The 11,061-nt window shown below is 68.2% G+C and carries 11 protein-coding genes; 5 read left to right on the plus strand and 6 right to left on the minus strand.

Going from position 1 to position 11,061, the window contains the following annotated elements:
• Window positions 1-150: 150 nt before the first annotated feature.
• Window positions 151-855, plus strand: coding sequence for a DNA polymerase III subunit epsilon (gene dnaQ / locus BBX35_RS21785; protein WP_067224540.1), 705 nt, complete (start codon window positions 151-153; stop codon window positions 853-855).
• Between the two features lie 55 nt (window positions 856-910).
• Here the strand turns inward: dnaQ and BBX35_RS21790 are convergent, their stop codons facing one another.
• Window positions 911-1,897: a 2-hydroxyacid dehydrogenase gene (locus tag BBX35_RS21790; protein ID WP_067224542.1), complete on the minus strand. Its 987-nt coding sequence runs from the start codon at window positions 1,895-1,897 to the stop codon at window positions 911-913.
• A 262-nt stretch (window positions 1,898-2,159) separates the two neighbouring features.
• On the opposite strand from BBX35_RS21790, the gene BBX35_RS21795 reads away from it, so the two are divergent.
• Complete coding sequence (locus BBX35_RS21795; protein ID WP_083206518.1) at window positions 2,160-2,789, plus strand: SH3 domain-containing protein; 630 nt, start codon at window positions 2,160-2,162, stop codon at window positions 2,787-2,789.
• Window positions 2,790-2,895: 106 nt separating this feature from the next.
• Here BBX35_RS21795 and fabI read toward each other — a convergent pair whose 3' ends face one another.
• The 3 genes from fabI to fabA form a co-directional block, all read right to left on the minus strand.
• A complete protein-coding gene (fabI, locus tag BBX35_RS21800; RefSeq protein ID WP_067224544.1) occupies window positions 2,896-3,732 on the minus strand; it encodes an enoyl-ACP reductase FabI in 837 nt (278 codons plus the stop codon).
• Window positions 3,733-3,818: 86 nt separating this feature from the next.
• Window positions 3,819-5,036: a beta-ketoacyl-ACP synthase I gene (gene fabB / locus BBX35_RS21805; protein WP_067224546.1), complete on the minus strand. Its 1,218-nt coding sequence runs from the start codon at window positions 5,034-5,036 to the stop codon at window positions 3,819-3,821.
• A gap of 187 nt (window positions 5,037-5,223) precedes the next feature.
• Window positions 5,224-5,784 (minus strand): 3-hydroxyacyl-[acyl-carrier-protein] dehydratase FabA, encoded by a 561-nt coding sequence (fabA, locus tag BBX35_RS21810; RefSeq protein ID WP_067224548.1) that lies wholly within the window; start codon window positions 5,782-5,784, stop codon window positions 5,224-5,226.
• Between the two features lie 378 nt (window positions 5,785-6,162).
• Between fabA and irrA the strand changes: the two genes are divergently transcribed.
• A complete protein-coding gene (gene irrA / locus BBX35_RS21815) occupies window positions 6,163-6,582 on the plus strand; it encodes an iron response transcriptional regulator IrrA (protein ID WP_341871105.1) in 420 nt (139 codons plus the stop codon).
• Window positions 6,583-6,667: 85 nt separating this feature from the next.
• Here the strand turns inward: irrA and nth are convergent, their stop codons facing one another.
• A complete protein-coding gene (gene nth, locus BBX35_RS21820; RefSeq protein ID WP_067224551.1) occupies window positions 6,668-7,456 on the minus strand; it encodes an endonuclease III in 789 nt (262 codons plus the stop codon).
• Window positions 7,457-7,478: 22 nt separating this feature from the next.
• On the opposite strand from nth, the gene BBX35_RS21825 reads away from it, so the two are divergent.
• Window positions 7,479-8,048 carry a DUF2244 domain-containing protein gene (locus BBX35_RS21825; protein WP_083206520.1) on the plus strand — a complete coding sequence of 190 codons (570 nt, stop codon included), beginning with the start codon at window positions 7,479-7,481 and terminating at the stop codon, window positions 8,046-8,048.
• 43 nt (window positions 8,049-8,091) lie between these two features.
• Here the strand turns inward: BBX35_RS21825 and BBX35_RS21830 are convergent, their stop codons facing one another.
• The gene (locus BBX35_RS21830; protein WP_067224552.1) at window positions 8,092-9,930 is read right to left on the minus strand and encodes a VHL beta domain-containing protein; all 1,839 of its coding nucleotides are present in this window, start codon (window positions 9,928-9,930) and stop codon (window positions 8,092-8,094) included.
• 227 nt (window positions 9,931-10,157) lie between these two features.
• Between BBX35_RS21830 and BBX35_RS21835 the strand changes: the two genes are divergently transcribed.
• Window positions 10,158-11,054, plus strand: coding sequence for a methylated-DNA--[protein]-cysteine S-methyltransferase (locus BBX35_RS21835; RefSeq protein ID WP_067224831.1), 897 nt, complete (start codon window positions 10,158-10,160; stop codon window positions 11,052-11,054).
• The last annotated feature ends 7 nt before the right edge of the window (window positions 11,055-11,061 follow it).

The following is an 11,061-nucleotide window of genomic DNA, read 5'->3' on the forward strand; positions in this document are numbered from 1 at the left end:
AATCGGTTCATAGATCTCGGATCAGTTGGGGAAAACCGGTGGGTGACGGTCTGTCACCACGCGCCTTGCTGTCGTCGCCGGACCTGATCTGAGAGACTGAAGACCGGCTGGCGGATCTGTCGGCCGGCACGCCAAACGGGGACCTCGACCTTGCGGGAAATCGCTTTCGATACGGAAACGACCGGCCTTGATCCCAGGAACGGCGACCGCCTTGTGGAAATCGGCGGCGTCGAGCTGATCAACCACGTGCCGACGGGCCGCACCTATCACGTCTACATCAATCCCGAGCGCGACGTGCCGATCGAGGCGTTCAACGTGCACGGCCTGTCGAGCGAGTTTCTGGCCGACAAGCCGAAATTCGCCGAGGTCGCGCAGGAGTTCCTCGATTTCGTCGGCGATGCGGTGCTGGTGATCCACAACGCCTCGTTCGACATGGGCTTCATCAACATGGAGCTCGCGCGCGTCGGCATGGGGCCGATCCCGCCCGCGCAGGTGCTCGACACGCTGGCGATTGCCCGGCGCAAGCATCCCGGCTCGCCCGCCTCGCTGGATGCGCTGTGCTCGCGCTACGGCATCGACAATTCGCGCCGCACCAAGCACGGCGCGCTGCTCGATTCCGAGATCCTGGCAGAGGTCTATATCGAGCTGATCGGCGGCAAGCAGGCCGGCCTTGCCTTCAGCGCCGAGGAAGAGACGACGACCGTCGAGGTCGTGCAGCAGCGCAGCCGCGCCCTGCCGCGCCCCGTGCCGTTGCCTGCGCGCCTCACGGCGGCCGAGATCGAGGCGCACGCCGCGTTCATCTCCGGCATGGGCGACAAGGCCCTTTGGAAGCGCTACGAGCCGGGCGAAGCCTGAGCACAGGGCAATCGGGCGGGAAATCGGGAGCGGGGACGGATCCCCGTCTCCTCCCTTACAGCATCGACGGCAGCACGCGATCCGGCGGACGGTGACCGTCCATGAAGGTCTTGATGTTGATGATGACCTTCTCGCCCATGTCGACGCGGCCCTCGACCGTCGCCGATCCCATATGCGGCAGCAGCACCACCTTGTTGGAGGCGACCAGCTTCGGGTTGACCGCCGGCTCGTGCTCGAACACGTCGAGACCGGCACCGGCCAGCTGTCCCGCATCGAGCTGACGGATGAGGGCGGCCTCGTCGATCACCTCGCCGCGCGCGGTGTTGACGATATAGGCCTCCGGCTTCATCAGCTTCAGGCGGCGGGCCGACAGCAGGTGATAGGTCGCCGGGGTATGCGGGCAGTGGATGGACACGACATCCATGCGCGCCAGCATCTGGTCGAGGCTTTCCCAGTAGGTCGCCTCGAGCGACTCTTCCACCGCCTCGGAGACCCTGCGGCGGTTGTGGTAGTGGATCGACATGCCGAAGGCCTTGGCGCGCCGGGCGACGGCCTGGCCGATGCGGCCCATGCCGATGATGCCGAGCCGCTTGCCCCAGATCCGCCGGCCGAGCATCCAGGTCGGCGACCAGCCGCCCCACTCGCCATGCTCCAGCACCTTGATGCCTTCGGCGATGCGGCGCGGCACGCCGAGCATCAGCGCCATGGTCATGTCGGCCGTGTCCTCGGTCAGCACGCCCGGCGTGTTGGTGACCGTGATGCCGCGATTGTTGGCGGTGATGACGTCGATATTGTCGACGCCGTTGCCGAAGTTGGCGATCAGCTTGAGATTGGGTCCGGCCTGGGACAGGACGGCGGAGTCGATCCGGTCGGTGACCGTCGGCACGACGACGTCGGCGGTTTTCACCGCCTCCACCAGTTCGGCCTGGCTCAGCGGCCTGTCGGCCTCGTTGAGGCGCGTCTCGAACAGCTCGCGCATCCGCGTCTCGACGACGTCGGGCAGTTTGCGTGTCACGACGACCAGTGGCTTCTTCCTGGGCATGCTCCTCGCCTTTTCGCGCTCTGTTGAGGGCTCCTTAACCCTACCTGTCCGAAATTGCGTCGTCGTCGCCGCAGCGGCCGGGCCGACGCTTCAGTTCTCATTACCAGATGGTCCGGTCAAAACAAGGGACCGAAGCGCGCGATGGCGCCGGATGGCAGGCTCAAGGCGAGCCTGCCTTGAAAATGTGCGATTCTCGGTCTTTCGCTGAACCCGCCGCGCGGGCAGCGGCGATATTGATCTTGCGGGAAAGGACAGGGACCCCATGCGAGGACTGGCAAGGCGGTGCAGCGATCACGACAGGCACCCGGCGGGCAACGCCGGCCGGTCGCACGCGCGCCCTGCGCCGACCCGCATCCGCAGGCCCCTCGCCCGCGCGCTTGCCGCCGCCGGCCTCTGCCTCCTGCTGTTGCTGCAGACCTTTGCCGGCCTCGGCACCGCCCTCGCCCAGAGCACCACGAAGGGCCCGAGCGGCTTTCCGGTGCCGCGTTTCGTCAGCCTCAAGTCCGAGCGCGTCAATGTGCGCATCGGGCCGACGCTCGAGCACCGCATCGGCTGGACCTATGTGCGCGCCGGACTGCCGGTGGAGATCGTCCAGGAATTCGAGAACTGGCGCCGCATCCGCGACTGGCAGGGCGAGGAGGGCTGGGTCTTCCATTCGCTGCTCAGCGGCCGTCGCACGGCGCTGGTGACCCCCTGGGAGCAGTCCGGCACCACGCCGCTGCGTGCCGAGCCGCGCTCCGACGCGCGCCTCGTTGCCGAGCTGGGGCCGAACGTGCTGGCCAATGTCGGCAGCTGCCGCGAAGGCTGGTGCCGGATCAGCGGCGAGAAATTCGCCGGCTGGATCGACCAGACCCGCCTGTTCGGCGTCTATCCGGACGAAACGGTCGAGTGACCGAAGCTTCTTCAACTATCTGATATATAAAGCAAAAACGGCGGTCGCACCTGTGTGCGGCCGCCGTTTGCGTCTTGTGCTGCGAAAGAGCGGGAGAGAGCCTGTCTCAGACTTCCTCGATCTGGCGTGCGACCTCGGCCTCGGCTTCCTGTGTCTTCAGCGCGTCGAGGCGCGGCATCGACACGGTGTTGTAGCCGCTGTCGACGAAATGCACCTCGCCGGTGACGCCGGACGACAGGTCCGACAGCAGGTACAGCGCTGAGCCGCCGACCTCGTCGATGGTCACGGTGCGGCCGAGCGGCGAGTGCTGCTTCTGGTAGTTGAACATGACGCGGGCATCGGAGACGCCCGAGCCGGCCAGCGTGCGCACCGGGCCGGCCGAGATGGCGTTCACCCGGACGTTCTGCAGGCCGTAATCCATGGCGAGATAGCGCACGGAGGATTCCAGCGCCGCCTTGGCCACGCCCATCACGTTGTAGTTCGGCATCACCTTGGTCGAGCCGCCATAGGTCAGCGTCACGATCGAGCCGCCATTCGGCATCAGCTCGGCCGCCCGCTTGGCGATCTCCGTGAAGGAGAAGCACGAGATCAGCATCGTGCGGGTGAAGTTCTCCCGCGTCGTGTCGGCATAGCGGCCGCGCAGCTCCGACTTGTCGGAGAAGGCGATGGCATGCACCAGGAAGTCGATGCTGCCCCACTCGGCCTTCAGCGTCTCGAACACCTGGTCGACCGTCGAAATGTCCTCGACGTCGCAGGGGATCAGCAGGTTTGCACCGACGCTCTGGGCCAGCGGCCGCACGCGGCGGCCGAAAGCCTCGCCCTGATAGGTGAAGGCGAGCTCCGCCCCCTGTGCCGCGAGCGCCTTGGCGATCCCCCACGCGATGGAGTGATCGTTCGCAACGCCCATGACCAGACCGCGCTTGCCCTTCATAAGCCCGCTCATTCCCAACTCCTTCAGAGAAGCGGAAGGGGCACCGTCCCGTTCCGCCCGGTCCAGCCGTTGCCGGCCGGATGTGATTTGCGTGAAGATCAGCCGTTGTAGCGGCGGAAGACGAGCGTGGCGTTGGTGCCGCCGAAGCCGAAGCCGTTGGACATGATGGTGTTCAGGCCCGCATTGTCGATGCGCTCGCGCACGATCGGCACATCGGCGAAGACCGGATCGAGTTCCTCGATATGGGCCGACGGCGCGATGAAGTCGTGCTGCATCATCAGCAGAGAGTAGATCGCCTCATGCACGCCGGCCGCGCCCAGCGAGTGGCCGGAGATCGACTTGGTGCCCGAGATCCGCGGCAGGTCCTTGCCGAACACGCTGCGCATCGCTTCCACTTCGCGCTCGTCGCCGACCGGCGTCGAGGTCGCGTGCGGATTGATGTAGTCGATCGGCTCGCCGACATTGGCCATCGCCAGCTTCATGCAACGGGCTGCGCCCTCGCCCGACGGGGCGACCATGTCGTAGCCGTCGGAGGTCGCGCCATAGCCGACGACCTCGGCATAGATGGTCGCGCCGCGCGCCTTGGCATGCTCCAGCTCCTCGAGCACCAGCACGCCGCCGCCGCCGGCGATCACGAAGCCGTCGCGGTTCTTGTCGAACGGACGGGACGCGTTGTAGGCGGTGTCGTTGTACTTGCTCGACATGGCGCCCATGGCGTCGAACAGGTTCGACATGGTCCAGTCGAGATCCTCGCCGCCGCCGGCGAAGACGACGTCCTGCTTGCCCCACTGGATCAGCTCGGCGGCATGGCCGATGCAGATGTTGGTGGTCGCGCAGGCCGCGGAGATCGAATAGTTGACGCCGTGGATCTTGAACGGGGTCGCCAGCGTCGCCGAGGTGGTGGAGCTCATCGCCTTGGGAACCGCGGTCGGTCCGATGCGGCGCGGGCCCTTGTCGCGGGTGATGTCGGCCGCCTCGACGATGGTGCGGGTCGACGGTCCGCCCGAGCCCATGACGATGCCGGTGCGCTCGTTGCTGATGTCGCTCTCCTCGAGACCGGCATCGGCGATCGCCTGCTGCATCGACATGTAGGTCCAGGCCGCGCCCGGGCCCATGAAACGGGTCGTGCGGCGGTCGAGCACCTCGAACGGATCGACGGTCGGGGCGCCGTGGACCTGGCAGCGGAAGCCGAGCCGCGCATAGTCCTCGGCCGGAACGATGCCGGACTTGCCCTCGCGCAGGCTCGCCGTCACTTCCTGGGTGGTGCCGCCCAGCGACGACACGATGCCCATTCCGGTTATCACCACCCGCCTCATCGCGGTCTCCCATGCTGTCTTCGGAGCCGGTCGCATGGCCGGTCCGCTATCGTTCGAAATCTTCGCGGCTCCGCGCAAGGATGCCGCGCGGGTCTGCCGTCCGGGGACGTTCCGGCCGCCTGTGCGGCCGGACATGCCCTCACCAGATAGGCGCTGGAGCGCCGGCGATCAATCGTGGCGCCGGGTCTCAGTCGGTCTTGAACAGGCCGACCTTGAGGTCCTTGGCCTGGTAGATCGTCTCGCCGTCGGCCTTCAGCCAGCCGTCGGCGATGCCGAGCACGAGGCGGCCGCGCCGCACGCGCTTCAGGTCGACGCCGTATTCGACCAGCTTGGTTTCCGGGGTGACCATCTTCGAGAACTTGATCTCGCCGGTGGAGATCGCCCGCCCGCGGCCCGGCTCGCCGAGCCAGCCGAGGAAGAAGCCGGTCATCTGCCACAGCGCGTCGAGGCCGAGGCAGCCCGGCATGACGGGATCGCCCTGGAAGTGGCAGGGGAAGAACCAGAGGTCGTCGCGGATGTCGAGCTCGGCGCGAACCTGACCCTGGCCGTGTTCGCCGCCATCCTCGGAGATCGAGGTGATGCGGTTGAACATCAGCATGGGCGGAAGCGGCAGCTGCGCATTTCCGGGGCCAAACAGCTCGCCGCGTCCGCAGGCAAGCAATTCATCGTAGGAGTAGCTCGATTGCCGCACGTTCTTCCCATTCCCGCAGGTTGATCGGTTGTCCCGTATTCGCAAGGCGGCCGCCATGGCCGTCCTGCCGGACCGGGATCTGGTTCTGCCGCGCTTAGTAACATAGCACCTTGCGCTCCGGAAACCCGTGAAGTGGCCGCCGGAATGAGCTTTTTCGCACTTCTTTAAGTCGTGCTGCCACATTTTGTGCCTCACACGGGCGTTCGGGCCGTCATTTTGACGCGTTTTCTCGCCACCTTGGCGGGTACGGGCCGGGCGAAGCTTGCAAATCAGGCGCGATCCGTGGCAGAAAACTGCCATGGATCTTGCAGGCCGAAGGGGGTAATCCCCACATCGAGGCCGGGCAATGAGGTCCGGCGAGGGTCGCGAAGGCGGCCGCAACAGCGGTCCCCGGCGGGCCGGACGGCAACGAGAACGGAAAGCGAGCGGGAAGACGTGGGCGAACTGCACCGGCATCGTGAGGTACAGGAAATGCTTCGTTCGGCCGGTCTAAGGCCGACCCGACAGCGCGTTGCGCTGGCCGAACTCCTGTATTCCAGGGGCAACCGGCACATCTCCGCCGAACTCCTGCACGAGGAGGCCGAGGCCGCCAACGTGCCGGTCTCGCTGGCCACCGTCTACAACACGCTGCACCAGTTCACCGAGGCCGGCCTCCTGCGCGAGGTCGCGGTCGAGGGCACCAAGACCTATTTCGACACCAACACCGACGACCACCACCACTTCTTCATCGAAGGCGACAACAAGGTGGTCGACATTCCCGGGTCCGGCGTGTCGATGGCCCGCTTGCCCGAGGCGCCGGAAGGCATGGAGATCGTCCGCGTCGACGTGGTGATCCGCCTGCGCCGCAAGGACTGAGCCGCGCGCGTTTCGGTCTATCCTGAAATTCTTGCCGCATGAGAAGACGCGGGCAGTCCTGCCCGCGTGATGCGCTGTGCGCCGATCACGCCGCCTGGCGGCGCGTGTTTTCCGGGCTCTTGCACAGATCGGCGATCAGGCATTTCTCGCAGTCCGGCTTGCGGGCCTTGCAGATGTAGCGGCCATGCAGGATCAGCCAGTGATGGGCGTGCAGCAGGAACTCCCGCGGCACCGCCTTTTCCAGCGCCTTCTCCACCTCCAGCGGCGTCTTGCCCGGCGCCACGCCGATGCGGTTGCCCAGACGGAAGAGATGCGTGTCGACCGCGATGGTCGGCTGGCCGAAGGCGATGTTCAGCACCACGTTTGCAGTCTTGCGTCCCACCCCCGGCAGCGTTTCCAGCGCCTCGCGGTCCTGCGGCACCTCGCCGCCGAACCGGTCGATCAGCAGCTGCGACAGGGCGATGACATTCTTCGCCTTGTTGCGGAAGAGCCCGATCGTCTTGATCGCCTCGCGCAGCCGGTCCTCGCCGAGCTCGACCATCTTCTGCGGCGTGTCGACGGTCTCGAACAGCGGCCGCGTCGCCTTGTTGACGCCGACATCCGTCGCCTGCGCCGACAGGGCCACCGCCACCAGCAGCGTGTAGGGATTGACGTAGTGCAGCTCGCCGGTCGGCTCGGGATTGGCCGCGTGGAAGCGCGCGAAGATCGCGTAGAGCTCGTCCTTGCTGTAGCGCGGGCGGGCCGCGCGGCGGGGCTTCGCCGCCTTCGGCTTGGCGGCGGTCTTGGTCGCCTTCGCGGCCTTCGCGGCAGCCGCTTTGGCGGCCGGTGCGGCAGGCTTGCGCGACTTGCGGGGATCGGGCTGGTTCGCGGTCATTCCTCCTCTATAATCACCGCTCATGACGAGCGGCAATCCGAAAACCGAGCGGCCCGATCCGCACGCGCTTTCTTCCGACCCGGTGCAGGCGGATCCGGATGCGCCCTTCTTTGCGGCCCTGCTGACGCCCTATCGCTCGCTCGGGCCGTCGGGCTTCCGCATCCTCATGCTCGTCGTCTGCGCCATCTGCCTGACCGCCGGCCTGTTGTTCCTGTCGCTCGGCGCCTGGCCGGTCTTCGGCTTCCTCGGCCTCGATATCCTGCTGATTTTCTTCGCCTTCCGCTGGAACTACCGGGCGGCGCGGGCTTTCGAGGAGGTGCAGGTCTCGCGCACGGAGATCCGCATCCGCAAGGTGCTGGCCTCCGGTCGCGAGCAGCTCTACTCCTGCAACCCGTTCTGGGCGCGCCTCGACGTGCGCGAGGAGGAGGACGAGGGCGTCGTGCGCATCACGCTAACCGCCCGCGGCATGTCGGTCGACATCGGCGGCTTCCTCAATCCGGAAGACCGCACCAGCTTCGCCGGGGCCCTGCGACGCGCGGTCGCACTGGCCAAGGCCGGCGGGCCGCAGCCGGACCTGCCGGCGACGGCCTGAGCCTCGCAACCCCTTCTTCGCTGCAGCGACGCGCGCTGCCGGATCAGAAGATCCGGCAGAACTGCGGCGGCATGCCCGGCCGCTGCCAGGTGACCGTGTTGCCGCTGCCGGTCAGCGCATAGCCGCGCCCGACATAGTTCAGCTCGCCGCCGCCGCCCGAGCGGTCGGGCAGCGTCACCGGCGTCAGGCCGCGCTCGCGCACCGTCGCGGTGCGGCGGGCATTGTCGATCGTCACGTCCAGATAGGCGCCGCTGTCGCAATCGTAGGAGAGCGGCAGTACGTCGCCGGACGGAAGCGGTTCGGGGGGCAGATATTGCGGCGGCGGTGCCGGCTGGTAGACCGGACCGGGCTCCGCATCCGCGCGGCCCGGCAGGATCGTGACCGTGCGCGTGCCCCCGCCAGCCAGATAGATGCCGAGGCAGCGCCCGCGCAGGTTCGAGACCAGCCAGGGGTGGCCGGCCAGCGTGTCCTGGATCATCCGCCCGCCCGGCGGCACTTCCGCTTGGGTCTGGCGCAGCCCGTCGAAGTCGAGCCAATGCACGATCACCGGGTGGTTGCGGTCGTTGACGAAGATCATCCGCGCCGGCTGGTCGCTCGGCACCGAGGTGATCTCGCCCTCCTCGAAGCAGCTGAGGCTGCCGGCCCCGCCCGCCACCGGCAGGCCGCGGGTCATCTCCGGGGCCGGCGTTGCCACCACCGGTGCCGGGGTGGCGCAGGCCTGCTGGAAGCTGCGCACCGGCTGGGCGCTGCCGGACAGCGACACCCGGTAACGCCAACCGCCGGCGACGCCGACATCCAGCGTTTCGCCGCGGATCATGCCGGTCCAGATCGGATCGTCGGCCGCCAGCGTCACCACCGGCTCGGACTGGCCGGCCTCGTTGTTGGCGCTCGACCCGCGCCCGGTATAGCTGCGCGACACGTCGCGGGCCGACAGCTGGACGGAAACCTGCTGGTTCTCGACGAGCGGATCGGCGGTCGCGGCGAGCTGCATCTCGATCCGGTTGGAGCCGCGCCGGCAGCTGGCCCTCAGCGCCCGGTCGTCGGTCTGGCGCAGGCCGTAGACCAGCTGCAGCTCGTCGCCGCCGAGATCCTCGACATACCAGTTGCGCCCCTCGAACAGCGGCAGCCCCTGCGGCACGCCGGCCTGGCTCTGCAGCGGCTGGGCGTTGCGCGCCTCCTCGGCGTTGCGGGCTTCGACGTCCCGGGCTTCATCGGTGCGGGCCGTTGCCGCGGCCTCGTCCTGCCGTGTCTGCGCATTCTCGGCCGCAGGTGCCGGAGGCGACGGGCGGGTGGCGGTTTGCGCCTCGTCGCGGCTGCCGCGCAAGCCGTCCTCGCTGCCCGCATCGACGGACGGACGCCGCACGCCGCCGGCCCGCGGCGGCGTGCTCGGCCCGGCGCCCGACGGCACGGCCTGGCGCACGCCGCGCCCGCCGGCATCGGCCTGTCGGGAGGTGGCGCCCTTGGCGGCCATCGTCACCTTCCAGTCGCCGCAGATGTCGACGTCGTCATTCAGGATCCGCCCGTCGGCGAGCACCAGCCGCAGCGAGCGGCGGCAGTCGATTTGCCCGTCGTTCTTGGCATCGCCCTCCACTTCCACGAAGACGCGCGCCTCCGCCCGTCGGCGCACCTGCATCGCCTTGCCGTCCATCTGCACTTCGCGGATCGCGGTGTCGTCGTCGGTCTGGATCATCACCAGACGGCGCTGCACGCGCGGGGTCGAGCCGCTGCCCGCCGTCTCGCCGCTTCCCTGCGCTTGGGCCGGCAGCGGCGGCAGCGCGGTCGCGAACAGCAGCGTCAGGCCTGCGGCAAGGACAGCCAGACGCCGGGGTGCGGGCAGGCAGCGGGTCGCGGGCAGGTCGAAAACGGGGCGAAACTGGTGCATCGGCAGGTCCGTGTTCTTCGCAATCGGCGCGAATGCGCCATTCAGCGCCGCACAGTGGCGCGCGTTTTTGACCGAAGCAAGACGGCGCAGCCCCGGCGGGGTGCCGTCGCAAATCGGGTGGCGATGCGGGTCTCCCGCGACTAGGCTCCCGGGTTCATGACGAGGGTCGCACGAGCGGCCGGACAGCGAGCGTGACGGGAGATCCGGCAATGACGGTGATGCGCAACATGGACGAGGCCCTGCCGGCGGTGCCTGCGGCCAGCCTGCCCGAGGCGGCGAAGGACTACGACACCGTCCGCCGCACCCTCAAGGTGATCACCGAGACCTGGCGCGACCAGCCGGCGCTGGAGACGCTCGCCGCGGAAGCGGGCCTCGACCCGATCCAGCTGCAGCGGGTGTTCTCGCGCTGGGCCGGCATCACGCCGAAACAGTTCATCCAGGCGATCACCCTCGACCATGCCCGCGCCCTGCTGCGGGAGTCCGCGACCGTGCTCGACACCAGCTACGAGGTCGGCCTGTCGGGCCCGGCGCGCCTGCACGATCTCTTCGTCACCCACGAGGCGATGACCCCCGGCGTCTACCGGGCGCGGGGCGAGGGCGTCGAGATCCGCTACGGCTTTCACCCCTCGCCCTTCGGCCTGGCGCTGGTCATGGCGACGGAGCACGGCCTTGCCGGCCTGGCCTTCGCCGATCCGGGCGAGGAGCGCGCCGCGCTGGAGGACATGACCGGCCGCTGGCCGCGCGCCGCCTATGTCGAGGACACGGCCTTCACCGCGCCGATGGCGCAGCGCATCTTCGCCCCCTCGCAATGGTCGGCGGAACAGCCCTTGCGGGTGGTGCTGATCGGTACGGATTTCGAGATCCGCGTCTGGGAGACCCTGCTGCGCATTCCGCTCGGCCGCGCCACCACCTATCGCGACATTGCCGAGCGGCTGGGCAAGCCGACCGCCTCGCGCGCCGTCGGCCGGGCGGTCGGGCGCAATCCGATCTCCTTCGTGGTGCCCTGCCACCGGGTGCTCGGCAGCACCGGAAAGCTTTGCGGCTACCATTGGGGCCTGACGCGCAAGCGCGCGATCCTCGGCTGGGAGGCCGGGCTCGCCGGTCCCGTGCTGGAAAGCCTGTAAAGGCGGC

Origin of the sequence: Stappia indica, from assembly GCF_001696535.1 — a bacterium.
In the GTDB taxonomy this organism is placed as follows: domain Bacteria; phylum Pseudomonadota; class Alphaproteobacteria; order Rhizobiales; family Stappiaceae; genus Stappia; species Stappia indica.

Bases quoted from the DNA above. Each gene is read 5' to 3' on its own strand.
- fabA (WP_067224548.1), bottom strand. From the start codon at position 5,784: ATGGCGGCCGCCTTGCGAATACGGGACAACCGATCAACCTGCGGGAAT.
- fabI (WP_067224544.1), bottom strand. From the start codon at position 3,732: ATGAGCGGGCTTATGAAGGGCAAGCGCGGTCTGGTCATGGGCGTTGCG.
- BBX35_RS21795 (WP_083206518.1), top strand. From the start codon at position 2,160: ATGCGAGGACTGGCAAGGCGGTGCAGCGATCACGACAGGCACCCGGCG.
- BBX35_RS21835 (WP_067224831.1), top strand. From the start codon at position 10,158: ATGGACGAGGCCCTGCCGGCGGTGCCTGCGGCCAGCCTGCCCGAGGCG.
- BBX35_RS21825 (WP_083206520.1), top strand. From the start codon at position 7,479: ATGACGAGCGGCAATCCGAAAACCGAGCGGCCCGATCCGCACGCGCTT.
- BBX35_RS21790 (WP_067224542.1), bottom strand. From the start codon at position 1,897: ATGCCCAGGAAGAAGCCACTGGTCGTCGTGACACGCAAACTGCCCGAC.
- nth (WP_067224551.1), bottom strand. From the start codon at position 7,456: ATGACCGCGAACCAGCCCGATCCCCGCAAGTCGCGCAAGCCTGCCGCA.
- fabB (WP_067224546.1), bottom strand. From the start codon at position 5,036: ATGAGGCGGGTGGTGATAACCGGAATGGGCATCGTGTCGTCGCTGGGC.
- BBX35_RS21830 (WP_067224552.1), bottom strand. From the start codon at position 9,930: ATGCACCAGTTTCGCCCCGTTTTCGACCTGCCCGCGACCCGCTGCCTG.